This is a genomic window from Delftia sp. DLF01 (assembly GCF_014852125.1).
GTDB classification, from domain to species: domain Bacteria; phylum Pseudomonadota; class Gammaproteobacteria; order Burkholderiales; family Burkholderiaceae_C; genus Comamonas; species Comamonas acidovorans.
Genome location: NZ_JACVAZ010000002.1, coordinates 426,950 through 452,734, shown reverse-complemented (window position 1 = coordinate 452,734; position 25,785 = coordinate 426,950). Strand labels below are relative to the sequence as shown.

Annotated in this window: 26 protein-coding genes; 15 read left to right on the top strand and 11 right to left on the bottom strand. The window is 67.4% G+C overall.

What is annotated here, in order from left to right:
* Positions 1–11: 11 nt before the first annotated feature.
* From IB269_RS10510 to IB269_RS10475, 8 genes are all read right to left on the bottom strand, one after another.
* Positions 12–836 carry a MetQ/NlpA family ABC transporter substrate-binding protein gene (locus IB269_RS10510; protein ID WP_012203704.1) on the bottom strand — a complete coding sequence of 275 codons (825 nt, stop codon included), beginning with the start codon at positions 834–836 and terminating at the stop codon, positions 12–14.
* Positions 837–861: 25 nt separating this feature from the next.
* Positions 862–2,139 carry an SfnB family sulfur acquisition oxidoreductase gene (locus IB269_RS10505; protein WP_192367116.1) on the bottom strand — a complete coding sequence of 426 codons (1,278 nt, stop codon included), beginning with the start codon at positions 2,137–2,139 and terminating at the stop codon, positions 862–864.
* A gap of 5 nt (positions 2,140–2,144) precedes the next feature.
* Complete coding sequence (locus tag IB269_RS10500; protein ID WP_192367115.1) at positions 2,145–3,437, bottom strand: SfnB family sulfur acquisition oxidoreductase; 1,293 nt, start codon at positions 3,435–3,437, stop codon at positions 2,145–2,147.
* Positions 3,438–3,520: 83 nt separating this feature from the next.
* On the bottom strand, positions 3,521–4,183 hold the full coding sequence (locus tag IB269_RS10495) for a methionine ABC transporter permease (protein WP_012203707.1): 663 nt from the start codon (positions 4,181–4,183) through the stop codon (positions 3,521–3,523).
* Positions 4,155–5,327, bottom strand: a complete 1,173-nt coding sequence (locus IB269_RS10490) for a methionine ABC transporter ATP-binding protein (RefSeq protein WP_192367114.1) — start codon at positions 5,325–5,327, stop codon at positions 4,155–4,157. Before IB269_RS10490 ends, IB269_RS10495 begins: the two co-directional genes overlap by 29 nt.
* A 23-nt stretch (positions 5,328–5,350) precedes the next feature.
* Entirely contained in the window at positions 5,351–6,157 is an 807-nt protein-coding gene (locus IB269_RS10485) for a MetQ/NlpA family ABC transporter substrate-binding protein (protein ID WP_192367113.1), read from the bottom strand.
* Positions 6,158–6,204: 47 nt separating this feature from the next.
* A complete protein-coding gene (locus tag IB269_RS10480; RefSeq protein WP_016449091.1) occupies positions 6,205–7,020 on the bottom strand; it encodes a MetQ/NlpA family ABC transporter substrate-binding protein in 816 nt (271 codons plus the stop codon).
* Positions 7,021–7,287: 267 nt separating this feature from the next.
* Positions 7,288–7,860, bottom strand: a complete 573-nt coding sequence (locus tag IB269_RS10475; protein WP_192367112.1) for a MarR family winged helix-turn-helix transcriptional regulator — start codon at positions 7,858–7,860, stop codon at positions 7,288–7,290.
* A gap of 152 nt (positions 7,861–8,012) precedes the next feature.
* Here IB269_RS10475 and IB269_RS10470 point away from each other — a divergent pair, with 152 nt between their 5' ends.
* The 4 genes from IB269_RS10470 to IB269_RS10455 all read left to right on the top strand — a co-directional run bounded on the left by IB269_RS10470 (position 8,013) and on the right by IB269_RS10455 (position 10,920).
* A complete protein-coding gene (locus tag IB269_RS10470; RefSeq protein WP_012203712.1) occupies positions 8,013–8,471 on the top strand; it encodes a VOC family protein in 459 nt (152 codons plus the stop codon).
* A gap of 39 nt (positions 8,472–8,510) precedes the next feature.
* Complete coding sequence (locus IB269_RS10465; RefSeq protein WP_192367111.1) at positions 8,511–9,197, top strand: flavin reductase family protein; 687 nt, start codon at positions 8,511–8,513, stop codon at positions 9,195–9,197.
* Between the two features lie 10 nt (positions 9,198–9,207).
* Positions 9,208–10,011, top strand: coding sequence for a 2-oxo-hept-4-ene-1,7-dioate hydratase (hpaH, locus tag IB269_RS10460; RefSeq protein WP_026062081.1), 804 nt, complete (start codon positions 9,208–9,210; stop codon positions 10,009–10,011).
* A 138-nt stretch (positions 10,012–10,149) separates the two neighbouring features.
* Positions 10,150–10,920 (top strand): SDR family oxidoreductase, encoded by a 771-nt coding sequence (locus IB269_RS10455; RefSeq protein WP_013803947.1) that lies wholly within the window; start codon positions 10,150–10,152, stop codon positions 10,918–10,920.
* Between the two features lie 18 nt (positions 10,921–10,938).
* Here the strand turns inward: IB269_RS10455 and IB269_RS10450 are convergent, their stop codons facing one another.
* Positions 10,939–11,946, bottom strand: coding sequence for an AraC family transcriptional regulator (locus IB269_RS10450; protein ID WP_016454133.1), 1,008 nt, complete (start codon positions 11,944–11,946; stop codon positions 10,939–10,941).
* Positions 11,947–12,138: 192 nt separating this feature from the next.
* Between IB269_RS10450 and IB269_RS10445 the strand changes: the two genes are divergently transcribed.
* From IB269_RS10445 to cutA, 11 genes are all read left to right on the top strand, one after another.
* A complete protein-coding gene (locus IB269_RS10445; RefSeq protein ID WP_012203717.1) occupies positions 12,139–12,930 on the top strand; it encodes an SDR family oxidoreductase in 792 nt (263 codons plus the stop codon).
* Between the two features lie 36 nt (positions 12,931–12,966).
* Positions 12,967–14,262: a styrene monooxygenase/indole monooxygenase family protein gene (locus IB269_RS10440; RefSeq protein WP_192367110.1), complete on the top strand. Its 1,296-nt coding sequence runs from the start codon at positions 12,967–12,969 to the stop codon at positions 14,260–14,262.
* 14 nt (positions 14,263–14,276) lie between these two features.
* The gene (locus tag IB269_RS10435) at positions 14,277–14,804 is read left to right on the top strand and encodes a flavin reductase family protein (RefSeq protein WP_096915392.1); all 528 of its coding nucleotides are present in this window, start codon (positions 14,277–14,279) and stop codon (positions 14,802–14,804) included.
* Between the two features lie 59 nt (positions 14,805–14,863).
* The gene (locus IB269_RS10430; protein ID WP_192367109.1) at positions 14,864–16,099 is read left to right on the top strand and encodes a dienelactone hydrolase family protein; all 1,236 of its coding nucleotides are present in this window, start codon (positions 14,864–14,866) and stop codon (positions 16,097–16,099) included.
* 507 nt (positions 16,100–16,606) lie between these two features.
* Positions 16,607–18,886 (top strand): class 1a ribonucleoside-diphosphate reductase subunit alpha, encoded by a 2,280-nt coding sequence (nrdA, locus tag IB269_RS10425; protein WP_192367108.1) that lies wholly within the window; start codon positions 16,607–16,609, stop codon positions 18,884–18,886.
* Between the two features lie 14 nt (positions 18,887–18,900).
* Positions 18,901–20,034, top strand: coding sequence for a class Ia ribonucleoside-diphosphate reductase subunit beta (gene nrdB / locus IB269_RS10420; protein WP_192367107.1), 1,134 nt, complete (start codon positions 18,901–18,903; stop codon positions 20,032–20,034).
* Positions 20,031–20,339, top strand: coding sequence for a class I ribonucleotide reductase maintenance protein YfaE (gene yfaE, locus IB269_RS10415; RefSeq protein WP_097203338.1), 309 nt, complete (start codon positions 20,031–20,033; stop codon positions 20,337–20,339). Before nrdB ends, yfaE begins: the two co-directional genes overlap by 4 nt.
* A gap of 154 nt (positions 20,340–20,493) precedes the next feature.
* Positions 20,494–21,039, top strand: a complete 546-nt coding sequence (locus IB269_RS10410; RefSeq protein WP_225614082.1) for a MarR family winged helix-turn-helix transcriptional regulator — start codon at positions 20,494–20,496, stop codon at positions 21,037–21,039.
* 31 nt (positions 21,040–21,070) lie between these two features.
* Positions 21,071–21,829, top strand: a complete 759-nt coding sequence (locus tag IB269_RS10405) for a class II aldolase/adducin family protein (RefSeq protein ID WP_026062083.1) — start codon at positions 21,071–21,073, stop codon at positions 21,827–21,829.
* Between the two features lie 18 nt (positions 21,830–21,847).
* Entirely contained in the window at positions 21,848–22,873 is a 1,026-nt protein-coding gene (locus IB269_RS10400; RefSeq protein ID WP_192367106.1) for a 2-dehydropantoate 2-reductase, read from the top strand.
* Positions 22,874–22,925: 52 nt separating this feature from the next.
* Positions 22,926–23,324: a divalent-cation tolerance protein CutA gene (gene cutA / locus IB269_RS10395; RefSeq protein ID WP_013803939.1), complete on the top strand. Its 399-nt coding sequence runs from the start codon at positions 22,926–22,928 to the stop codon at positions 23,322–23,324.
* Here the strand turns inward: cutA and IB269_RS10390 are convergent.
* On the bottom strand, positions 23,311–24,300 hold the full coding sequence (locus IB269_RS10390; RefSeq protein WP_192367105.1) for a Bug family tripartite tricarboxylate transporter substrate binding protein: 990 nt from the start codon (positions 24,298–24,300) through the stop codon (positions 23,311–23,313). The genes cutA and IB269_RS10390 overlap by 14 nt on opposite strands.
* Positions 24,301–24,538: 238 nt before the next feature.
* Entirely contained in the window at positions 24,539–25,759 is a 1,221-nt protein-coding gene (ftsY, locus tag IB269_RS10385) for a signal recognition particle-docking protein FtsY (RefSeq protein WP_013803937.1), read from the bottom strand.
* Between the last annotated feature and the right edge of the window lie 26 nt (positions 25,760–25,785).

Below are 25,785 nucleotides of genomic sequence, written 5' to 3'. Positions count from 1 at the left end.
AGTCCGTTGCGTCAGTTCTTCAACCAGGCCAGGCGGTAGAGCTTCTGGTCGTTCAGGTAGAAGGCGTGGATGGTCTTGCGCACCACGTCGGAGTTTTTGTAGATGTCCAGGAAGCGGGCGATGCGCGGGTCGGCCGCGCGGTCGCTGCGGGCCACGAACTGGATGGCCCAGGAGTCGTCCTCGTAGCTGGTGTACGCCAGGCCCTTGCTGGCATCGAAGGCCTTGGAGGCGATGATGAAATACGGAAAGCCCTGGGCCAGGTCCACGTCGGGCGTGGTGCGCGCCAGCTGCGGGCCCTCGATCTCCACGAACTGCAGCTTCCTGGGGTTGGAGACGATGTCCGCCTGGGTGCCCAGCAGCCCGGTGTCGGGGCGCAGCGTGATCAGGCCCGCGTGCTGCAGCAGGCGCAGGCCGCGGCCCACGTTGACGGGGTCGCTGGCAATGGCCACCTTGGCGCCCGTGGGCAGGTCGGCCAGGGATTTGTGGCGCGTGGAGTACAGGCCCAGATAGGACAGGATGCCCGCCTGCACGCTGGTGAACTTGAAGCCCTTGCTGCGCGCTGCATTGGCCAGGTAGTTGCTGTTCTGGTAGTAGTTGAGGTCGATGTCGCCCGCGTCCAGCGCCACGTTGGGCGTGGCCCAGTCGGTGAATTCCACCACCTGCACGTCCAGGCCCTGCTTCTTGGCCTCCTTGGCGGCGGCTTCCACCGAGTCCGCGAAGATGCCCGGCACCACGCCGATCTTCAGGGGCGCGGCCAGGGCGCTGCCCGCGAGCAGGGCAGCGCCCAGGAAGGCGGCCAGCCGGGGCCAGAGTGTGGGGGAGGTCGTTGTCATCATTGCATTCCTGTGTCGTTGGTAAAGGTCAGAGCGCGCCATGGCGCGGCGGGCGTATGCCGTTGAGCACGTAGTTGCCCACGGCGTGGTATTTCCAGCGCACGGGGTCGTGCAGGGTGTGGGTGCGCGCGTTGCGCCAGAAGCGGTCCAGGCCCTGTCCCGCCAGGGTGGAAGCCGTGCCCGCCAGCTCGAACAGCTTGCTGCCCGCCAGCAGGCTGGCGCTGGTGCTCAGCGCCTTGGCCTGGGCCACGGCCACCGAGGCGGCGGCCACGCTGTCGTCCGTGGGCGCGCGCTGGGCGGCGTCCACGGCCAGGGCCGCGCGGGCCACCAGGGCATCGGCGGCGCGCAGGCGCACGTGGACATTGCCCAGTTGCTGCAGCAGCAGCGGGTCCTGCGTGGCGCTGGCCACGCCCGCGTCCACCCAGGGCCGCGCATGCTCGCGGATGAAGGGCAGGGCGGCCTGCAGCGCGCCGTGGCCAATGCCCGCGTCCAGGGCGGCATGGATGATCTGGGCGAAGGGGCCGATGGTGGTGGGCCGCTCGAAGGAACTGGTGAAGGGCACCACCCATTCGGGCTCCACGCGCACGCGATCGAACTGCACGGAGCCGCTGCCCGTCACGCGCTGGCCGAAGCCGTCCCAGTCGTCGGTGACGGTGACGCCGGCCGCATCGCGCGGGATGAAGACCAGATACATGCGCTCGCCCTGCCCCGGCGCCTCTTCCTGCGCGCTGACCAGGGTGGGAATCCAGTGCGCGAACAGGGCGCCCGTGCAATAGAACTTGCGCCCCTGCACTAACCAGCCGCCGCTCTCGCGCAGCAGCCGGGTGCGGCGCTGGAAGTCGCGGTGGCCGATCTCGGCCAGCGCATTGCCCAGGCGCTCGCCGCGCAGCACACGGTCATAGAAGAAGGCCTTTTGCGCGGGCGATCCGCCCACGCGCAGCACTTCCAGCGAGTAGTAGTGGTTCTGCGGAATGTGGCCGAAGTTGCCATCGGCCGCCGCAATCAGGGCAATGGCCCGCGTCAGCGTGGCCGTGGACACGCCCGCGCCGCCGTACTCCCGGGGAATGGTGATGCCCCACAGGCCGCTCTGGCTGAACTGCTCCACCTCCTGCCAGGGCAGCAGGCGGTCGCGGTCGCGCGCCAGGGCGCCGGGGGCGATGAGGGCGGCAAAACTGCGGGCCGCCTCCAGCGCCTCGGCCTCGCTGCCGATGATGTGGGCGGGCCGGGCGGGAGGCGCTGCGGGAGCGGGCTGGCTGCCCGGTGTGGAGGCCAGGGCCTGCAGCTCTTGGGTCGATGTCTGTGTCATGGCGGTCAGTTCCACTGGTGGCGGCGCGGCAGGGCGCCGTTGAGCAGGTAGTTGCCCAGCAGGTGGTATTTCCAGCGCACGGGGTCGTGCAGCGTGTGCACGCGGGCGTTGCGCCAGTGGCGGTCCAGGCGGTGGGCAGCGCGGCTGGCCGAGGAGCCGGCCAGCGCGAACAGGTGCTCGCCGGCCTGCAGCGCGGCCTCGGTGGTGAGGATCTTGGCCTCGGCCACGGCCACCGAGGCCTGGGCGCTGGCCTGCTCGTCCACCGCGCCACCAGCCGTTGCAGCAAGCGTATCCAGCGTGCGCGCGGCCTCCAGCAGCACGGCATGGGCCGCGTCCACCTCGATCTGCAGCTGGCCGACCTCGTGGATGAGGTGGGGATCGTCGCTGGCGCGCGCCACGCCGGAGTCCATCCAGGGCCGGCTCTTGTCGCGCACGAAGTCCACCGCGTCGCGCAGCGCGCCCAGGGCAATGCCCGCGTCGATGGAGGCCTGGATCAGCTGCGACACCGGGCCGGACAGCGAGGGCGTGGCCTCGAACTGCCAGGCAGGCACCACGTCCTCGGGCTGTACCTGCACCTGGTCCAGCTGCACGCTGCCGCTGGCCGTGGTGCGCTGGCCGAAGGAGTCCCAGTCGTCGAACACGGTCACGCCTGGCGCATCGCGCCGCACCCAGACCTGCACGATGCGGCCTTCCTCGTCCTGGGCGCGAAACGGCACCCAGTGCGCGAAGGCCGAGCCCGTGGAGTAAAAGCGCGTGCCGCTGACGCGCAGGCCGCCATCGGCATCGCGCGACAGGCGCGCCGTGGCCTCCAGCACATGGGCCGCGCGCCCCTTGCGCTCCGGCCCGGCATTGCCCAGGCGGTGGCCGGCCAGCACGTCGGCGAACCAGCGGCGCTTCTGGGGCTCGCTGCCCATGTCCCGCAGGTTCTGCAGCACGGCGAAATGGTTCTGCGGAATCTGGCCCAGCGAAGGGTCGGCCGCGCACAGCGTGACGAAGACCTGGGCCAGCGTCTCGTACGAGGCGCCCAGGCCGCCGTAGGCGCGGGGCACGGTGATGGCGCCCAGCCCGCTGGCCGTGTGGCGCTCGATTTCCTGCCAGGGCAGGCGCCGCTCATGGTCGCGGGCGGCTGCGTCCACGCGCCATTCATCGGCCAGGGCCTGGGCGGCCTGCAGAGCCTCGGCCTCGCTGGTGATGCGGTGCGGGGTGGAGGGCGGCAGGGGCAGGCGCCGCAGCGCCCCGCCCGGGGTGTGGTGTGTGTTGCCGGGCAAGGCTGCGCCCAGGGCATCCGGTGTGGTCATTCCGTGCCTCGTTGCTGAGTCGGTGGGGAGAGGGCCGCCAGGCGGCGGCCCCGGAGGGAAAGGCGTGGTGCCTGTTTTCAGCGTCAGCGGCTGCGCAGCCGGCGCACGTAGCGGTCGCCCAGCACCTGGACCACGGTGACCAGCGCGATCAGCACGGCAATCACCAGCAGCATCACCTGGGTGTCGAAGCGCTGGTAGCCGTAGCGGATGGCCAGGTCGCCCAGGCCGCCCGCGCCCACGGCGCCGGCCATGGCCGAGGAGCTGATCAGCGCCACCAGGGTGATGGTGAAGCCGCCCACGATGCCGGGCAGGGCCTCGGGCAGGTAGACGTGGCGCACGATGTCCCACTTGCGGCAGCCCATGGCCTGGGCGGCTTCGATGAGGCCGGGATCGACCTCGCGCAGGCTGACCTCGACGATGCGCGCGAAGAACGGCGTGGCGCTGATGGCCAGCGGCACGATGGCCGCCCACACGCCGATGGTGGTGCCCGTCACCAGCCGCGTGAACGGGATCAGCGCCACCAGCAGCACGATGAAGGGCGTGGCACGGAAGCCGTTGATCACGCTGCCCAGCGCGCGGTGCGTGCGCGGCGAGGCCAGGAAGCCGCCGGGCGCGGTGACGATGAGCAGCACCGCCAGCGGAATGCCCGCCGCCAGCGCGATGCCGCCCGAGACGCCGACCATCATCAGCGTGTCGGCCAGCGCGTTGCCGTAGCGCTCAATGGGAATGGACAGATTCAGCGACATATCCGAGATCCTTGATGTCATGCGCAATGGCCGCCGGGCCCTGCGTCAGTGTGTGCCAGTCATGCGTGGCCGTGCCGCCGCCCAGCGCGATCAGCAGCTGCCCCTGGGCATGGCCCTGGATGCGGTCCACGCCGCCATGCAGCAGGCGCACCCGGCCGCCCAGGGCCTGGGCGATGCGCGGGAAGTCGGGCTCCAGCCCGTCCTCGCCGCGGTAGGTCAGCTGCAGGATGCGTTCGTGGCGGCCTGCGGGCGCGGTGCTCAGCAGGCGCTGGCGCAGGTCGTCGGGCAGGCCGTGCTGCAGCGGTGCCAGCAGGGCGCGCGTGGCCGGGTGCTGCGGGTTGCCGAAGACCTTCCAGACCTCGCCCAGCTCGGCGATGCGGCCCTGCTCCAGCACCAGCACGCGGTCGGCGATCTCGCGGATCACGCTCATCTCGTGCGTGATCAGGACGATGGTGATGCCCAGCTTGCGGTTGATGGTGCGCAGCAGCTCCAGGATGGACTGCGTGGTCTCGGGGTCCAGGGCCGAGGTGGCCTCGTCGCACAGCAGGATCTCGGGGTCGGTGGCCAGGGCGCGGGCAATGCCCACGCGCTGCTTTTGCCCGCCAGACAGCCGGCTCGGATAGGTGCCAGCCTTCTCCTGCAGGCCCACCAGGGCCAGCAGCTCATTGACCCGCGCATTGATGCGTGCGCGCGGCAGGCCCGCCACCTGCAGGGGCAGGGCCACGTTGTCATGCACCGTCTTGGCCGACAGCAGGTTGAAGTGCTGGAAGATCATGCCGATGCGCCGGCGCAGCTGCACCAGTTGCGCCTCGTCCAGCGTGCCGATGTCCACGCCGTCGACCCGCACCTGGCCGCTGCTGGGCTGCTCCAGCCGGTTGATGGTGCGCAGCAGGCTGGACTTGCCCGCGCCGCTGCGCCCGATGATGCCGAAGATGCTGCCCGGCGCGATCTCCAGGCTGATCGCGTCCAGCGCCTGTACGGGCCCGGCCGAAGACTGGTAGGTCTTGGCCACGCCGCTGAAGGCCACGGCGCCGGGTCCACGGATGGATTCCCGCGTGGTGCCGGCCGCTGCCGATGAGCGCCTGCCCGCCTCGTGGGCCGGCCTGTCCGCCAGGGGCTGCCTGGCTGCAATGCTGGTTGACATGGCTGAAGTCCTCCCCGTGCCGCTCAGGGCTTGACCCAGGCCAGGTTGTACAGGCGCTTGTCGTTGGAGAAGGCGCGCTGGGCCTCGGCCTTCACCGCATCGGAGTTCTGGTAGATGCGGATGAACTTCTGCACCACGGGGTCCTGCGTGCGGCTGGCCTTGACCACGAACTGGATGGAAAAGCGCGCATCCTCGATGCCCGAATACGCAAGCCCGCTGGACGGATCGAAGGCCTTGGCCGCCACGATGAAGTGCGGGTAGCCCTGGGCGAGGTCCACGTCGCCCGTGATGCGCACCAGCTGAGGCCCCTCGACCTCGACGAAGCTGAGCTTCTTGGGGTTCTCGACGATGTCGTCCAGGCTGCCCAGGTAGCCCACGCCGGGCTTGAGCTTGATCAGCCCCACCTTCTGCAGCAGCAGCAGGCCGCGCCCCTGGTTCACGGGGTCGTTGGCAATGCCCACCTTGCCGCCCTGCGGCACCTGGGCGATGGCCTTGTGCTTGAGCGAGTACAGGCCCACGTTGGCCAGGATGCCCGTGCCCGCGCTGGCCAGCTTGTAGCCGTTCTTCTGGATGGCGTTGTCCAGGAAGGGCTGGTGCTGGAAGTAGTTGATGTCCAGGTCGCCCGAGTCCACGGCCACGTTGGGCGTGGTCCAGTCGGTGAACTCCACCACCTGCACATCGATGCCCTGGGCCTTGGCCTCCTTGGCGGCCACGGCCACCGAGTCGGCGTAGGCGCCGGGCACCACGCCGATGCGCAGCTTGTCGGCAGCGTGGGCGGAGAACAGGGCCAGGGCGGCCAGCGGGGCGATCAGGGCACGGGAAAGCTTCATCGGGATCTCCGGAAAAAAAGGTTCGAAAAAGGCAGGAAGGGGCCGCGTCACGGCTTGCGCCACGGCAGGCTGTACAGCCTGTCGTTGGCGGCGAATGACTTGTGGATCTGCGCCTGCACGGCGCCCGAGGTCTGGTAGATGCGCACGAACTGCGCAATGCGCGGGTCCCGGGCGTTGTCCTGGCGCGAGACGAAGCGGATGGCGTAGTACAGGTCGTCAATGCCCGAATACAGCAGCGCATTGCCGGCCACCTGCGGCCGCCCGGCGTTGACGAAGTGGGCCGGGTAGCCCTGGGCCAGGTCCACATCGTCCAGCGCGCGCACCAGCTGCGGCCCTTCGATCTCGACAAAGCGCAGCCTGCGCGGGTTGGACACGATGTCGTCCAGCCCCGCGCGCGGGCCCTTGCCTTCGCGCAGCTGGATCAGGCCGGCCTTCTCCAGCAGCAGCAGGCCGCGCCCCTGGTTGACGGGATCGTTGGCCACGCCGACGCGCGCTCCCTCCTTCAGGTCGGCAAAGCGCTGGGTCTTGAGCGAGTACAGGCCGATGTTGGGCAGCAGGCCCGTGGCCACGCTGGTGAAGGCATAGCCGCGCTCGCGGATGGCGTTGTCCAGGAAGGCCTGGTGCTGGAAGTAGTTGAGGTCGATGTCGCCGGCCGCCAGTGCCGTGTTGGGCGTGGTCCAGTCGGTGAACTCGATGACCTGCACGTCCAGCCCCTGGGCGCGCGCCTCCTTGGCGGCGACCTCCACGGAGTCGGCCAGCGAGCCGGGCGTGACGCCTATCTTCAGCGCGGCGGCGGCCGCAAGGCCGGGCAGCGCCAGCGTGGCGGCGAGCGACCAGAGCAATGTGTTTCTGCGCGTGGGCAAGGCGTGGTTCCTCCAGCTCGGCCAGGCCCGGCGCCGGCGCCCACATGGCGCCTGCCGGCATGGCCTCTGAAGGCATTGCAACACCCGGCCCCGGCGCGCACCACGACGGAATTCACATTTCCTTATAGCGAGCCATGCGCGGCGCAAGGCATTGATCGCAAAGGAAATTTTGCACAAGCAAGATTGAGCTTATGCCCGCGCGAAATATGGCACCGTGCCGGCTGCGCAGGCTTGCAGCAGCCAGGGCGGCCTGCCGCGCTCCCAGGATCAAGCGCCCTGCTGCGCCTTCATCCTCGTCCAGGCCTTGAAGAGGATGGACTGCAGGCTGGCACGCTCGCCCTCGTCCAGGTAGTCGACCAGGGACTCGCACATGCGCCAGAAGGCCGGCAGCGCGCGGGCCAGCACCTCGCGGCCCTGATCGGTGAGCGCCAGGTCGAAGCTGCGGCGGTCTTCCTGGCTGAGGCTGCGCGCCAGCAGCGAGCGCTTTTCCAGCCAGTCCAGCAGGCCCGTCACCGACGAGCGCGTCACGCCGACGTAGCTGGCGATATAGGACGGTGTGACCACCGTGTCGCCCAGCAGCCCGCGCTCGGCCAGGCCGAAGATCATGAGCACGTCGAGCTTGCTCTCGGACAGGCCGAACGCCTGCAGCGATGCGTTGGCGCGCTGCTCCACATCATCGGCCAGCCACAGCAGCAGCAGGCCCAGGCCGGCGGCCGGCGTGTCGGTGCCGGGCTGCGCGGTCTGGGCCATCAGGGCCAGGTGCGGGCGCAGCGCTTCGGGGGCGTTGGCGAGGGGGGTGGAATCGGGGGCCGGTGCGGCAGCGGTCTTGCGCGGACTCATGGGAGTGGATGGAAGCGGGTGAAACCGGGTTGAAGCCGGGTTGAAGCCGGGAGAAGAAAGGGCGGTTGATTTTACGGCTTTCATATATTACGCTTTGTGTATAGTACGTTAAGCGTATTATTTGGCGGCACACAAATCTGCAAGGACATCCCATGCCCATCAAAGTTCTGGAACTCCACCATGTCGGATTCGGCGTCAACCACGCCCAGGCCGACGCCATGCTCGACTTCTACCGCGAAGTGCTGAACCTGCCCCAGGACGCCGCGCGCTGGAAGATCCCCGGCATCTACGGCTCCTGGATCAACCTGCCTAACGGCAGCCAGTTGCACATCCTCGGCAGCGAGGGGCCGTCGCGCTATGCGCAGGGCCCTGGCAAGGACCCCGTGTCCAACCACATCGCGCTGGCCGTGGACGACATCCTCGGCGCCGAGCAGGAGCTGCAGGCGCGCGGCGTCGATTACTTCACGCTGGACAACGTGGCATCGCCCAGCCTCAAGCAGCTGTTCCTGCGCGACCCGGCCGGCAACCTGGTGGAACTGCACCAGTCCAATGCGCGCGCCCCGGGCATCGCCCAGGCCGAGCAGGACGCGGCGCGCGCCGGCAACGAGTGACGCGACGCCCTCCCTTTTTCCCTTCCCCTCCGGAATCCCATGTACTTTGAAATGCAATCGCTCAACAGCGAGCAGCGCAGCAACATCCTTCACTCCCTGGTTCTGCCCCGTCCCATCGCCTGGATCAGCTCGGTGGACGGGGACGGCACGGTCAACGTCGCGCCGTTCTCCTTCTTCAACGCCATGTCGGGCGATCCGCCGCTGCTGTGCGTGTGCATAGGCTCGCGCCAGGGCGTGCTCAAGGACACGGCGCGCAACATCGCGGCCACGGGCGAGTTCGTGGTGAACCTGGTGTCCGAGCCGCTGGCGCGCCGCATGGCGGTGACGGCCATAGAGTTCGGCGCGCAGGTGGACGAGTCGGCCCAGGCCGGCCTGGTCCTGGGCGATGCACGGCGGGTGAAGGCGCCGCGCATCGTGGACAGCCCTGCGTCCTTCGAGTGCCGCGTGCGCCAGCTCATCGACATCGACGGCGTGCGCAGCCTGGTGCTGGCCGACGTGCTGGCCGCCCATGTCATGGACGCGGCCGTGGTCGATGGCGAGCTCATGTACTTCGACCCCGCGCCCATGGAGCTGATCGCGCGGTTGCAGAACCCCGGCTGGTATGGCCGCGTGGGCGATGCCTTCCAGATGCCCACGCCCTCGGTGGCGCAGTGGGATGCCATGCAGCGCCAGGGCGTGTCCGACAGCTACCTGGCCTGGGCCGACGATGGCACGGCCGCACGCTGAAGGGCCGCCCATGCTTGCGCAACACACCATAGACAGCCTGGCGGCCGAGCTGCACGCCAGCGAAAAAAGCCGGGTGCAGGTCCGGCACTTTTCCCGCCGCCATCCGGACATGACGGTGCAGGACGGCTACGCCATCTCGCGCGCCTGGATGCGGCTCAAGCGCGCCGAGGGCCGCACGGTCAGGGGCCACAAGATCGGCCTGACCTCGCGTGCCATGCAGCAGGCCGTGCAGATCACCGAGCCCGACTACGGCACCCTGCTGGACGACATGTTCTTCGAGCCCGGCGGCGACATTCCCTTTGCACGCTTCATCGCTCCGCGCGTGGAGGTGGAGCTGGCCTTCGTGCTGGGCCGCACGCTCAAGGGGCCGGGCGTCACCCTGTGCGATGTGCTGGCCGCCACCGACTGGGTGGTGCCCGCCGTGGAAATCATCGACGCCCGCATCGAGCAAAAGGACCGCGATACCCAGGCCATGCGCACGGTGCGCGACACCATCGCCGACAACGCGGCCAATGCCGGCATCGTCATGGGCGGGCGGCCCGTGCGCCCCGACGCGGTGGACCTGCGCTGGGTGTCGGCGCTGCTGCAGCGCAACGGCGTGATCGAGGAGTCCGGCGTGGCGGCCGCCGTGCTCAACCATCCGGCCACGGGGGTGGCCTGGCTGGCCAACCGGCTCGCGCAATGGGATGAGCAGCTGGACGCAGGCCAGGTGGTGCTGGCCGGCTCGTTCACGCGGCCCGTCACGGCCCAGGCCGGCGACAGCTTCCATGTGGACTACGGGCCGCTGGGCTCCATTGCCTGGCGCTTTGCCTGAGCTTCGTTCGCAGTGCGGCGATGGTGTCGCCTGCGGCACAGTCCGCAGGCCCCGCGCGTCGCCGACAATGCAGCGGCGCCGCCCGCCACCGGTGCGCGGGCGGCGGCTGCAATACATGCACTACAGGATGGACAAGCAATGGAGATGAAGAACGCAAAGACGGCCGTGGTCACGGGCGGAGGAACCGGCGTGGGCAAGGCCGTGGCGCTGGCCCTGGCGGGCGCGGGCTACCAGGTGGTGGTGGCGGGCCGCCGCCAGGCGCCGCTGGATGAGACCTGCGCCGAGGCCCAGGCAAAGTACGGCGCGGGCGAGCGCATGCTGGGCATCGCCACCGATGTCAGCGACCCGGCTGCCGTGGAGCAGCTGTTCGCGCGCACGGTGCAGCGCTTCGGTCGCGTGGACCTGCTGTTCAACAACGCCGGCCGGGGCAATCCGCCCGGCTCCTTCCTGGACTGGACGCCCGAGCAGTGGCGCGAGGTGGTCGATGTCAACCTCAACGGCATGTTCTATTGCCTGCAGCAGGCGTTTCGCACCATGCGCGACCAGTCGCCGCGCGGAGGCCGCATCATCAACAACGGCTCCATCTCCGCGCATGCGCCGCGCCCCAATTCCAGCGCTTACACGGCCACCAAGCATGCCGTCATGGGCCTGACCAAGACCGCTGCGCTCGACGGCCGTGCCTACGACATCGCCGTGGGCCAGATCGATATCGGCAATGCCATGACCGAGCTGGCATCGCGCATGGCCAAGGGCGTGCCCCAGGCCAATGGCGAGATCGCGGTGGAGCCGCTGATCGACGCGGATGTGGTGGGCCAGTCCGTGCTCTACATGGCCAGCCTGCCGCTGGAGGCCAATGTGCTGTTCCACACGGTGATGGCCACCAAGATGCCCTTCGTGGGCCGGGGCTGAACCGGCAAAGTCAGGCCCTCAGGCCTGCACGCGGCGGCTCGCCGTCTCGGACGGGAGCTCGCCGAAGCGGCTGCGGTACTGGGCCGCGAAGTGGCCCAGGTGCAGGAAGCCGTATTTCTGCGCCACGTCGCGCACGCCGGAGCCGGCTGCGACGCCCGGGCCCTTGGCTGCCTGGAGTTCGGCGCGCACCCGGTCCAGCCGCAGCTGGCGCAGGAAATCCATGGGCCCCATGCCCGCGTGCTGGCGGAAGGCGGCCTGCAGCGTGCGCGCGCTGCAGCCGGCCTCGCGGCAGACATCGGCCAGCGACAGGGGCTGGTCGGCATGGGCCTGCATGTACTCCTGGGCCTTGCGCACGCCGCGCGGCAGCAGGCTGCGCCGGCTGTCCCCGGCCAGTGCGCGGCTGTGGCTGTGCGTGGCCGACATCAGCAGGCTGGTCAGCAGGTATTCCTCCGCATGCTGGGCCAGTGCCTGCGTGGCCTGCAGGGCGTTGCCCGCATCCAGCGTGTGCCGCAGGCAGTCGATGAAATGCACCAGCGGTGCCAGCGCCGGCTGGTCCAGCGGCACGCCCAGATCGAACACCAGGGGCCGGCCTGCGGGCGCCTGCAGCAGCGCCTCCAGCCGCGCCACCAGGGCCGGGCGGGCCATGCGCACGATCAGGTGCGGGCTGTCGTCGGCCCAGCGCATGGACAGCGGCTCGGTCGGCGAGGGCAGGGAGGCCAGGCGCGGCGTGGCATCCACCTGCTGCGCGCCGCAGCGGATCTCGGCACTGCCGCGCAGGGGAATCTGCAGCAGGAAGAAGTCCCGCAGGTAGCCGGGCTCGATGTGCACGCCGGGACCGTACTGCACATAGTTCAGGCTGACGTTGCGGGAAAGCGGCGCGCTGTGGTGGCAGGCGTCCAGCTCGGCGCGCGGGCGCAGCATGCCCAGGCCATGCGGACAGAAGACGCGCGCCACGCTTTCGCGGGCCTCGTCCATGTCGTGGCTCTCGAAAAGCCGGTAGCGCTGCAGCGGCAGCGGTGTGTGCATGGCGTGTTCCATAGGCTGGGCAGAACGTAGCAAAAACCACCCGCTCCCACAATTCGGACCATTCCCTGGGAGCCAATTTCTGCGCGCCAGGGACAGCGCCTGCGCTTGCCGGATGCCTGCGCGGCCCGGCCCCCCGTAACGTGTGCTGCACAGGCCAGCCCGGCCTGGCATCCACACGGGAGAACAAGCGTCATGTTCAAGGGACTCGAAGGCAAAAGCGCCATCGTCACCGGCGGCTCCACCCTGATAGGCGCCGGCGTGGTGCGTGCGCTGCACGCGGCCGGCGTGAAGGTGGTCATTGCCGACATCGATGCCGACAACGGCCAGGTGCTGGCCGATGCGCTGGGCGAGGGCGCGCTTTTCGTGCGCACCGACATCACCGACGACGCGCAGGTCGCCGCCTGCGTGCAGCAGGCATGCAGCCGGCACGGCGGCGTGCACATCCTGGTCAACCTGGCCTGCTCGTATGTAGACGAAGGCCTGCAGTCGCCGCGTGCCGACTGGCTGGCCTCGTTCAACGTGAACGTCGCCAGCGCCGTGGCCATGCTGCAGGCCGTGCACCCGCACATGGTGGCCGCCGGTGGCGGGGCCGTGGTGAATTTCACCAGCATCTCTTCGGAAGCGGCGCAGACGGGGCGCTGGCTCTACCCGGCCAGCAAGGCGGCCATGAAGCAGCTCACGCGCAGCATGGCCATGGACCTGGCGGCCGATGGCATCCGCGTCAACAGCGTCTGCCCGGGCTGGACCTGGTCGGCGGTGATGGACCGGCTCAGTGGCGGCGACCGCGCCAAGACCGACCGCGTGGCCGCGCCCTTTCACCTGCTGGGCCGCGTGGGCGATCCGCACGAGGTGGCGCAGGTGGTGCTGTTCCTGTGCTCGGACCATGCCAGCTTCGTGACCGGGGCCGACTACGCGGTGGACGGCGGCTACGGCGCCATGGGGCCCGAGCGCGCCGTGGCCGCCATTCCCCAATTGATGGACTAGTACGCAGTACGGACACGGAGCCGCAAGGAGACAGCCATGAAGAAAATCGCCATCGTCGGAGCCGGCCAGTCGGGCCTGCAACTGGGCCTGGGCCTGCTGGCCGCGGGCCATCAGGTCACGATACTGAGCAACCGCACGGCGCAGGACATCGCCCAGGGCCGGGTCATGTCCAGCCAGTGCATGTTCGACAGCGCGCTGCAGATAGAGCGCGGCCTGGGCCTGGACCACTGGTCGCGCGAATGCCCGGTGGTCGAGGGCATCGGCCTGTGCGTGCCACAGCCGGCGCAGCACGGCGGGAAATCGGTCGACAAGGCCATCGACTGGGCGGCGCGTCTGAACGCGGGCGCGCAGTCCGTGGACCAGCGCCTGAAGATCCCCGCATGGATGGACGACTTCCGCCGCCAGGGCGGCGAGCTGGTGCTCAAGGACGCGGGCATCGCCGAGCTGGAGGAATGCACGCGCAGCCATGACCTGACCCTGGTCGCCAGCGGCAAGGGCGAGATATCGAGGCTGTTCGAGCGCGATGCCCACCGCTCGCGCTTCGACCAGCCCCAGCGCGCGCTGGCGCTGACCTATGTGACGGGCATGAGGCCGCGCGAGCCGTTCTCCGCCGTGTCCTTCAACCTGCTGCCGGGCGTGGGCGAGTATTTCGTGTTCCCGGCGCTGACGACCACGGGGCCCTGCGAGATCATGGTGTTCGAGGGCGTGCCCGGCGGCCCCATGGACTGCTGGGGCGATGTGAAGACACCGGAGCAGCACCTGGAGCGCAGCCGCTGGATCCTCGACACCTTCGTGCCCTGGGAGGCCGAGCGCTGCCGCGACATTGCGCTGACCGATGACAACGGCATCCTCGCGGGCCGCTTCGCCCCCACGGTACGCAAGCCCGTGGCCACGCTGCCGTCGGGGCGCAAGGTGCTGGGCATGGGCGACGTGGTGGTGCTCAACGACCCCATCACGGGCCAGGGCTCCAACAACGCGGCCAAGTGCGCCGACACCTATCTGCGCAGCATCCTGGCGCGCGGCAATGGTGACGGAAATCGTGACGGAAATGGCGCATTCGACGCCGCCTGGATGCAGCAGACCTTCGACCGCTACTGGTTCGGCTATGCGCAATGGGTCACGCAGTGGACCAACATGCTGCTGGCGCCACCGCCACCCCATGTGCTCAAGCTGCTGGCCAGCGCGGGCACGCTGGCACCGCTGGCCAGCGCCTTTGCCAACGGCTTCGACGATCCGCGCACCTTCTTCCCCTGGTTCGCGGACGCGGGCGAGGCGGACCACTACATCGACAGCTGCGCGGCCATCGCCGCCATGGCAGCCGTCCCCGCCTAGCCGCAGAGGCCGCCATGAGCACATGCGACACCCCGGCCGCCGCCCCGGCCTGCTCCTTCGATCCGCGCGAGCTGCGCAAGGCCTTCGGCCAGTTCACCACGGGCGTGACCGTCATCACCACGCGCGCGCCGGACGGGCGGCGCGTGGGCATGACGGCCAACTCGTTCTCCTCGGTCTCGCTGGACCCGCCGCTGGTGCTGTGGAGCCTGGCGCGCCAGGCGCCCAGCGTCTGCGATTTCCAGGGCGCCAGCCACTTCGCCATCCACGTGCTGGCTGCGGGCCAGCACCTTCTGTCGCGGCGCTTTTCCACGCCGCAGCAAGACAAGTTCGTCGGCCTGGACTGCGCGGAAGGCCCGGCCGGCGTGCCCCTGATCGATGGCGTGCTGGCCCGCTTCGTCTGCCGCAACGTCCGGCAATACGATGGCGGCGACCACCTCATCTTCATCGGCCAGGTCGAGCGCTGCGAACGCTTCGACGGCGAGCCCCTGGCCTTTCACGCGGGCTACTATCAGGTGACGGTGCGGCACCCCGAATGCGTATGACGGGTCATGAAAAAAGCGGCACCGCAGCTTTCCCCACCCTTTGAAACGGAGACAACCCCATGCAGCAGAAAGAACCCCCGGCCAGCCGCCATGTGCGCATCAACGCGCTGGACGGCAGCGGCAGCTTCAACGCCTACCTGGCCGTGCCGGCCTCGGGCAGCGGCCCCGGCCTGGTGCTGGCGCAGGAGATCTTCGGCGTCAACGCCACCATGCGCGAGGTGGCCGACTACTACGCCGAAGAAGGTTACGTGGTGCTGGTGCCCGACCTGTTCTGGCGCCAGCAGCCCGATGTGGAGCTGGGCTACACGCCGGCGGACTGGGAGCGCGCTTTCGGTTTCTACAAGGGATTCGACGAGGCCCTGGGCGTGCAGGACATCCAGGCCTGCCTGAACGCCTTGCGCCAGCGCCCCGAGGTCACGGACGGCAAGGCCGGCGTGCTGGGCTTTTGCCTGGGCGGCAAGCTGGCCTACCTGGCCGCCTGCCGCACCGATGCCGATGCGGTGGTCGGCTACTACGGCGTGGGCATCGAGGCGGCGCTGGACGAGGCCGAGCGCATCCGCTGCCCGCTCACCCTGCATGTGGCCGAGCTCGACGCCTTCTGCCCGCCCGAGGCGCGCCAGCGCATCGTCCAGGCGCTGGGCGGGCGTCCCGGCGTGGCCGTGCATGTCTATCCGGGCGTGGACCATGCCTTTGCGCGCAAGGGCGGCGACCATTTCCACCGCGCCTCGGCCCTGATGGCGCACGAACGCAGCATTGCCACGCTCAAGTCCGCCATCGGCCCGCATTTCGACCTGGCCGCGCTGTGGGACAAGCACTGCGAGTACGAGTTCGCCACGCGCAACGTGGACGACACCATGGCCACCATGGTGGCCGAGCCCTATGTTAACCACATCCCCACCATGACCGGCGGCGTGGGCTTCAGCAACCTGCACGCGTTCTATACGAACCACTTCGTCAACAGCAATCCGCCCGACACGTCGCTGACGCCGATTTCACGCACGGTGGGGGCCTCGCAGGTGGTGGACGAGATGCTGTTCTGCTTCACGCACACCACCGAGATCCCGTGGATGTTGCCCGGCGTGCGTCCCACGGGGCGGCGCGTGGAGATCCCGCTGCTGGCCGTGGTCAAGTTCCGGGGCGACAAGCTCTACCACGAGCACATCTACTGGGACCAGGCCAGCGTGCTGGTGCAGGTGGGCCTGCTGGACCCGGCGCTGCTGCCCGTGGCGGGCGTGGAGACGGCCCGCAAGCTGCTGGATGAGACACTGCCATCGAATACGCTGCTCGCCCGTTGATTTCTCCGTGAATGTGTGAAAAGGTATTTTTGCACTGCTAATGGGGAGTAGATGATTAATAAAAAAAAGGCCACCTTGGTGGCCTTTTTTTGTTATCTATTGGTTGTTTTTTCAGATGTCAAGAATTCACAGAAATGCAGGCTATTGACAGTAGTTTTTTTGAAACCCATCTACCAAGGATTTTGTCTTCAATTCTCTGATATTGAGTGGTAGTCCGATGTCAAGCAAAACCATGGGTTGTGTGATGATTTGCAGTTTTCTGACATGTTGCTGGTATTTTGCCCGGGTTAAATGGATCTTGATGAGGGCGCTTGATAGAGCTTGGGTTGTTCGATGAACACTACCTATGGTGTTTGATGTCTTGAAAAACACTACATGTAGTGTTTGGTGCTAGGATTCGGGCAGTTCGGCAAAGGGTCCGCAGATCGGGCGGTGGCTAGGCCAAGCCGCCCTTGAGCCCCTGCGTACCGTGTCGTATGGCGCACCTGCATCCATGGAAAATCCAGAATGAAGAATCCTCAGACGATCACTGTCACCAAGCGTGATGGCCGTATCGAAAACATTGATCTTGAAAAAATCCAGAGAGTCGTGGGATGGGCCGCTGAAGGCCTCTCGAACGTATCTGCTTTGCAGGTCGAACTGCAGACGAAAATCCAGCTCTACAACGGCATCCGTACTGCGGAAATCCATGAGACCATTATCAAGTCGGCTGCAGACTTGATTTCCGAGGAAGCACCTGATTACCAATTTCTCGCAGCGCGCCTGGCCATCTTCCATTTGCGCAAGATGGCTTTTGGCCAATTCGACCCGCCACACTTGCATGCCCATGTACAGCGTCTGACAGCACTGGGAAAGTACGACAGGAATTTGCTGGCGGACTACAGCCGTGCCGAGTTCGACGCGCTGGATGCTCGGATCGAGCACGGGCGTGATCTGGATTTCTCCTATGCCGCCGTCAAGCAGCTCGAAGGCAAGTACCTGCTGCAAAACCGTGTGAGCCGGCACATCTACGAAAGCCCCCAATTCCTTTACATGCTGGTGTCGATGTGCCTGTTCGCCCGCTATCCATCGACCACCAGGCTAGGCTATGTCACGCGGTTCTACGATGCGGTGTCGCGTTTCAAGATATCTCTGCCCACGCCCATCATGGCGGGCGTGCGCACGCCCATGCGCCAGTTCAGCTCCTGTGTACTGATCGAATGCGATGACAGCCTGGACAGCGTCAACGCCACGAACAGCGCCATCGTCAAGTACGTGTCCCAGCGTGCGGGCATAGGCATCAACGCGGGACGCATGCGTGCTCTGGGTAGCGAGATACGGGGCGGCGAGGCGCAGCATACGGGCTGCTTGCCGTTTTTCAAGATGTTCCAGGCTGCGGTGAAGTCCTGCTCGCAGGGTGGCGTGCGCGGGGGCTCCGCCACCTTGTTCTATCCGCTGTGGCACCTGGAAGTCGAGTCGCTGCTGGTGCTCAAGAACAACCGCGGCGTCGAGGACAACCGCGTCCGCCATCTCGACTACGGCGTGCAGATCAACCGGCTGCTCTACCAGCGCTTGGTCAAGGGCCGGCAGATCACGCTGTTCTCGCCGCATGACGTGCCCGGCCTGTACGACGCCTTCTTTGCCGACCAGGATGAATTCGAGCGCCTTTACCTGCGCTACGAGCAGGATCCGGCCATCCGCAAGCGCAGCCTGCCCGCCGTCGATCTGTTCTCGCTGATGATGCAGGAACGCGCGAGCACGGGACGCATCTATATCCAGAACGTGGACCACTGCAATACGCACAGCCCCTTCGACCCGTCCAAGGCACCGGTACGCCAGTCCAACCTGTGCATGGAAATCGCGCTGCCCACCACACCGCTGCAGGATCTTCACGATCCCCAGGGCGAAATCGCACTGTGTACGCTGTCGGCCTTCAATCTTGGCGCCATCGATTCGCTCGACGAATTGGCGGACCTCTCCCACCTGGTCGTACGCGCGCTCGATGCGCTGCTCGACTACCAGGACTACCCAGTGGCCGCGGCCCGCAGTGCCACGGAAAAGCGCCGTGCGCTGGGCGTTGGCGTGATCAACTATGCCTACTATCTGGCGAAGAACGGCACACGCTATTCGGACCCTGCGGCATTGGCCCTGACCCACCGGACGTTCGAAGCCATCCAGTACCACCTGCTCAAGGCGTCGGTGCAACTCGCGCGCGAGCAGGGACCCTGCCAGGCCTTTGGCGACACCACCTATGCAGCCGGCCTGCTGCCCATCGATACCTACAAGCAGGACATCGACGGCATTTGCAGCGAGCCCCTGCACCTGGACTGGGAGGCACTGCGCGCCGAGATCGGCGCTCACGGATTGCGCAACTCCACGCTGACGGCTCTCATGCCTTCGGAGACCTCGAGCCAGATCGCCAATGCGACCAACGGCATCGAGCCACCGCGCGGGCTGGTGTCCATCAAGCAATCCAAGGATGGCGTGCTGCGCCAGGTCGTGCCCGAACTGGGAAGACTGCGCGACCGCTACGAACTGCTGTGGCAGCTGCCTGGCAACGACGGCTATCTTCGACTGGTGGGGGTGATGCAGAAGTTCGTGGATCAGGCGATTTCGGCCAACACCAACTACGACCCCCAGCGCTTTGAAGGCGGGCGGGTGCCCATGACACAGCTGCTCAAGGACCTGCTGCAGGCCTTCAAGTACGGCGTCAAGACGCTTTACTACCACAACACCCGCGATGGCGCGGATGACGCACAGGCCCAGGTCGGGGACGACGGCTGCGCAGGCGGCGCCTGCAGGATCTGAGGAAGGCGCCGCACATGAGCTACAGCATATTTTCCAAGGCCGGCAACGATCAGCTTAAGGAACCCATGTTCCTTGGTCAGCCCGTCAACGTGGCCCGCTATGACCAGCAGAAGTACCCCATCTTCGAGAAGCTGATCGAAAAGCAGCTGTCATTCTTCTGGCGGCCCGAGGAGGTGGATATTTCGCAGGACCGTATCGATTTCCAGAACCTGCCGGAGCATGAAAAGCACATCTTCATCAGCAACCTTAAGTACCAGACCCTGTTGGACTCCATCCAGGGCCGCAGTCCCAATGTGGCTTTGCTGCCACTGGTGTCGCTGCCCGAACTGGAGACCTGGATAGAGACCTGGGCGTTTTCCGAGACCATCCACTCGCGCTCCTACACCCACATCATCCGCAACATCGTCAACGACCCCGGTGACATCTTCGACGACATCGTGCGCAACGAGGATATCCAGTTGAGGGCCAGCGACATCGCGTCCTACTACGACGATCTCATCCACGACGGCATGCTGTATGCGCAACTGGGGGAGGGCGAGCATCGGGTCAATGGCGGCACGCGAAGCATCAGCGCCTACGAACTCAAGAGGAAGCTGTACCTGTGCCTCATGAACGTCAACATTCTCGAGGCCATCCGTTTTTACGTGAGCTTTGCATGCTCGTTCGCGTTTGCCGAGCGCAAGCTCATGGAAGGCAATGCCAAGATCATCCGCCTCATCGCGCGGGACGAGGCCCTGCATCTGACGGGTACCCAGCACCTGCTCAACATCATGCGCTCGGGCCAGGACGATCCCGAATTTGCCCAGGTGGCGAAGGAGGCTCAAGCGCAGTGCACCGACATGTTCAGGCAGGCTGCGCTGCAAGAAAAGCAATGGGCCCAATACCTGTTCCGTGATGGCTCCATGATCGGCCTGAACGCCGACATCCTGGGGCAGTACGTGGAGTACATGACCAACTTGCGCATGGCGGCCGTGGGACTGCAGCCCGCGTTCGAGCGCATCAGGCACAACCCGCTGCCATGGATCAATACCTGGCTGGCTTCCGACACGGTGCAGGTGGCTCCTCAAGAGGTCGAGCTCAGCTCCTATCTGGTGGGCCAGATCAATGCCGAGGTCTCGGCGGCCGAGTTGCTGGAGATCGAACTGTGAGCCTGGTCACTACCAGCGAGTCCAGCTTTCGCCTGAACGAAGGCGAGACCTTGCTGCAGGGGCTGGAGCGGACCGGACACGATGTCCAGTACCAGTGCCGCAGCGGCTATTGCGGCGCCTGCCGCCTTCCCCTGCAGGCCGGCTGTGTCGTCTACCGGCAGGCGCCGCTCGCTTTCGTGGGGCAGGGCGAGATACTGCCATGCTGCTGCGTGGCAGCCGGACCGGTCTCCATCGAATGCCGGCTGCGGCAGCCTCCCTGTTCCAACGGGCCTTGCCTGCAGCAAGTGATCTGCATTCACGACTGACACCTTGCGAGCAGGGGCGGGACAGTGCCGGACGCGCAGGGCGACAGGTACCTTCCGGCGGGAGAGTGGCTCAGGGTTTTCATCATTGTTGATATGTCAACAATGAAAACACAATCCGCCCATCTCCCCACGCCGTGTCGCAGCCTCCCGCACCATGCCAAAAAATGCACCACCTCCTCTGTGCTCCGATACCGCAGGCCCTGTTCATGGTGGTGCGCAGCATGGTGGTGCTCCGGTCTGCCCCCAGACGCTGGCGCTGGAGGACTTCATCACCTTCCGCCTGGGCGCGCTGTCCAATGCGCTGCAGACCCAGGTGACGCGCCACTACATCGCACCAGCATCGCCCGTGGGGCTGACCGAGTGGCGGCTCATGGGCCAGATCCAGCGCCATGGCGAGCTGCACGCCAGCGCGCTGTCGCGCCTGAGCCTGATGGACAAGGCCCAGATCAGCCGCGCGCTGCAGCCGCTGATCGACCGGGGCTGGGTGCTGCGCCGCGCCGATCCGCAGCACGCGCGGCGCCACCTGCTGCAGCTGAGCGAGGCAGGGCAGGCGCTCTTCGACGAGGTGCTGTCCCGCGCACGCCCCTACCAGGCGGCCCTGCTCAATGCCCTGACGGCCGATGAGCGCGCCATGCTGGACCGCATCCTGGACAAGCTGGGCCGTGCTTCCCAGGCGCTGGACCAGGGGCTGGATGCCTGATTTCCCCACGACCCACCTCAGAACCCACACCATGAATTGCTCCATGCACCCTGATGAGCGGGCCGCCCGCATCGAACTGGCCGCCTGCTACCGCGTCTTTGCCATGCTGGGCTGGGACGAACTGATCTACAACCACATCACGGTGCGCCTGCCCGACAGCGTGACGGGCGGTGAAAAGCAGTTCCTGATCAACCCCTTCGGCCTGCACTACGAAGAGGTCACGGCCAGCAACCTGGTACGCATCAACGTGCGCGGCGAGGTGCTGGACGGCTCGCGGCATCCGGTCAACCCGGCCGGCTTCGTGGTGCATGCGGCCATCCACGACGGACTGCCGGGCGCCCACTGCGTGATGCACACGCACACCACCTCGGGCATGGGCGTGGCCTGCCTGGAGCAGGGCCTGTCGCAAAGCAACTTCTACAGCGCCCAGCTGCACGGCATGGTGGCCTACCATGACTTCGAGGGCATCACCATCCATGCCGACGAAGGGCCGCGCCTGCTGGCCAGCATCGGCCACCGCAAGGCCGTGATCCTGCGCAACCATGGCCTGCTCAGTTGGGGCAGCGACCTGCCCCAGGCCTTCGTGGTGCTGTGGACGCTGCAGCGCGCCTGCGACGTGCAGATGGCCACCCTGTCCATGGGCGCGCCGCGCATGGTCTCCGACGCCATGGCCCAGCGCTGCAACGAGGACTCGCTGACCTTCAACGCCAGCCACGGCGGTGCCCGCGATGTGTTCGACCACCTGGTGCGCCGCGTGAACCGGCGCGACAGCAGCTATCTCGATCTTTGAACCCGGAGCTTCCCGCGCATGACCATGGAACAGACAAGCATTTCATTCGACAAGGCCTGCATCTTCGGCGCCGGTGCCATCGGCGGCTGGATGGGCGCGGCCCTGGCCCGCGCCGGCTGCCAGCTCAGCGCCGTGGCGCGCGGCGCCGCGCTGCAGGCCCTGCGCACCCAGGGCCTGACCCTGGTGCACGGCGAGCAGCGCGAGCACTTCGCGCTGCGCGCCGAACAGGACCCGGCCGCCCTGGGCGTGCAGGACCTGGTCATCATCTCCGTCAAGGCGCCGGGCATGCCCGATGTCGCTGAGCGCATTGCCCCGCTGATCGGCCCGCAGACCGTGGTGCTCACGGCCATGAACGGCGTGCCCTGGTGGTTTCTGCACGGCGGTGTCGATGCCAGCGTGCGCGGCAGGCAGCTGAAAGCCGTGGACCCTGAAGGCCGCATTGCGCAAGCCATCCCGCTGGGCCAGGTGCTGGGTTCGGTGGTCCATGCCAGCTGCTCCAACGATGCGCCCGGCGCGGTGCGCCGCCACTTCGGCAACAGCCTCATCCTGGGCGAGCCCCTGGCCACAGGGCCCGGCCAGCCGCCCACGCCGCGCCTGGCGGCACTGGCCCAACTGCTGCAGCGTGGCGGCATCGAGGCCAAGGTCTCCGACAACATCCAGCGCGACGCCTGGTACAAGCTCTGGGGCAACATGACCGTCAACCCCGTCAGCGCGCTGACGGGCGCCACCTCGGACCGCATCCTGGGCGACGAGCTGGTGCGCGGCCTGATCACGCGCGTGATGCTGGAGGCCAAGGAGATCGGCGCGCGCATCGGCCTGCCCATCAACGAATCGCCCGAAGACCGCCATGCGGTCACGCTCAAGCTGGGCGCCTTCAAGACCTCCATGCTGCAGGACGTGGAAGCGGGCAAGCCCGTGGAGCTCGACGCCCTGGTGGGCGCGGTGCGCGAAATGGGCCAGCTGTGCGGCGTGGATACGCCCTTCACGGATGCGCTGCTGGGCCTGGCGCGGCTGCAGGCGCGGCAAAAGGGGCTGATGGCTTGACGCCGCAAAGGCCCGTACCGGCCTGCAGCGCGCAACCGTAGACTACGCCTCCATGACTTCCGCCAAGAACCCCGCCTCGCCCTGGTCCACGCTGTGCGTGGTGGCCACCACCGTCCCCAGCGCCGAGGAGGCCGCCCATCTGGCGCGCAGCCTGGTGCAGCAGCAGGCTGCGGCCTGCGTGCAGGTGGAGCCCATCACCTCGCACTACGTGTGGGAGGGCGAGATGCACGCCACGCCCGAGTGGCGGCTGGTCTGCAAGACCCTGCCCGACGTGCTGGAGCGCCTGGCCCGGCTGCTGCGCGCCGGGCACAGCTACAGCGTGCCGCAGATCACCATGCGCACCGAGCGCTGCATGGCCGACTATGCGCAGTGGCTGCGCTCCCAGGTCTCGACCCGGGACGTGGCGGACACTGCAGACATGGCCGCCGCGCCCCGCATCACTGCGGCGTGACGTTGGCGGCCTTGATCACGGGCACCCAGGTCGCTGTCTCCTTGCGGATCAGCTCGCCGAAGGCGCTGCCCGTGACCACCCACGGCTCGATCCCCTGCAGATCCAGCTGCCTGACCACGGCCGGCGTGTTGAAGATCTCCTGAATATCCTTCTCCAGCTGCTTGAGCACGGCCGGCGGCGTCTTCTTTGGCGCCATCACGCCGTACCAGGACGAGATGGCAATGCCCGGCACGCCCGCCTGGGCCAGCGTGGGCACATCAGGCAGGTACTTGCTGCGGGCCGGGTCGGTCACGGCCAGCGCGCGCAGCTTGCCCGACTGCACATGCGGCAGCAGTGCGGGCACATTGCCCACGATCATTGGCACCGTGCCGCCCAGCACATCGTTGAGGCCGGGCGCCGTGCCCTTGTAGGCCACGTGCAGGATGTCGGCGCCGGTCTGCTGCTTGAACAGCTCGCCGGCCAGATGCAGGCTGGAGCCCACGCCGGGCGAGGCATAGCTGATGGTGGCCGGCCTGGCTTTGGACAGGGCCACCAGCTCCTGCACCGTTTTGGCGGGCACGCCAGGGTGCACGGCGATCACATTGGCCGCCTTGGCCAGCGAGGCCACGGGCGCAAAGTCCGCCTCCACGCTGTAGCCGGGCCTGGCCAGCAGCGTGGGATTGATGGTCAGGTTGCCCTGGGGCACGACCAGCAGCGTATGGCCGTCCGCCGCGGCACGCCTGACCATGTCGATGCCGATATTGCCGTTGGCCCCGGGCTTGTTCTCCACCACCGAGGTCTGCTTGTAGCGCTCGGCCAATCCCGTGGACAGCAGGCGGGCCAGCGCATCGACCGGGCCTCCGGGCGGAAAGGGCGCGACGATGGTGAAAGGCTTGGCGGCCAGTTGCTGCTGCGCGGCGGCATCCTGGGCCAGGGCGCTCTGGCATGCGGCTGCTGCCAGCAGGGCGGCAGCGCCGAGCAAGGTGGGGGCTTTCATGGGGAACTCCGGGGAACAAGGCAAGGCAGGTACAAGCAAAAGAAATGCCTGAGGGCTATCAGTTGTTTCTTGTATAAAACAACGTTCTTCTTATAAATCAATGCAAAGCATAAAACCTGCGGCTTGATTCGAATCAAGGGAAAACCCTTGCCTGCATGCCTGGGCCTTCGCTGCGCTCGCATGCCCATGAAAAAAGGAGCGCAGCGCGCTCCTTCGGGTGGTGGTGTGCCGGGTGGCCTCAGGACAGCAGCGCCTGCGCGAATTCCCGGGCGTTGAAGGTCTCCAGGTCCTCGACCTTTTCACCCACGCCGATGAAGTACACGGGGATCGGCCGTTCCTGGGCAATGGCGGCCAGCACGCCGCCCTTGGCCGTGCCGTCGAGCTTGGTGACGATCAGGCCCGTGAGCTGCAGCGCATCGTCGAAGGCGCGCACCTGGGCCAGCGCGTTCTGGCCGGTGTTGCCGTCGATGACCAGCAGCACCTCATGGGGCGCCGTGGCGTCGGCCTTGCTGACCACGCGGCGGATCTTGCGCAGCTCTTCCATCAGGTGCAGCTGGGTGGGCAGGCGGCCTGCCGTGTCCACCAGCACCACATCCTTCTTGCGCGCGCGGCCGGCGGTGACGGCGTCAAAGCTCACGGCCGCAGGATCGCCCCCTTCCTGGCTGACGATCTCCACCGTGTTGCGGTTGGCCCAGACGCCAAGCTGCTCGCGCGCGGCGGCGCGGAAGGTGTCGGCGGCGGCCAGCAGCACGCTCTGGCCTTCGTCGGCCAGGTGACGGGTCAGCTTGCCGATGGAGGTGGTCTTGCCCGCGCCGTTGACGCCAGCCACCATGATCACGGTGGGCTGGTGCTCGCCGATGACCAGCGGCTTTTCCAGCGGGCGCAGCAGGTCGGCCAGGGCATCGGCCAGCAGCGCCTTGACGGCGGCGGGGTCGGTGGCCTTGGCCTCCTTGACGCGGCGGCGCAGGTCGGCGAGCAGGTGCTCGGTGGCCTTGACGCCGGTGTCGGCCATCAGCAGGGCGTCTTCCAGTTCCTCGTACAGCGCATCGTTGATCTGCGTGCCCGTGAAGACCGTGGCAATGCTGCTGCCGGTCTTGCGCAGGCCGGTCTTGAGGCGCTGCATCCAGTTCTGGCGGCTGGCACCTTCGGCCTCGGGCTTGGCCGTGGGCTCGGGCGCGGCAATGAAGTCCGCAGGCGCGATGGTGGACGCGGGTGCAGCAGCTGGGGCAGGCGGGGTCTCGGGCGGCGCGGCATCGCCCTTGCCGCCGCCAAAGGGCTTGCGCCACCAGGCACTGCCGGTGTCGGCGGCCGGCGCTGCTGGCGCGGCCGGTGGCAGGGCAGGGGGGCTGTCCTGCGGTGGGGTTGCGGGAATGCCGGCCTTTTCAGGCGCGGCGCTGCTGTCCGTCGGGGAAATCTCGGCGGCGGAGGGGGTGGGCTTTTTCTTGAAAAAACTGAACATCGGCAGGTTCTTAGAATCACAGCATT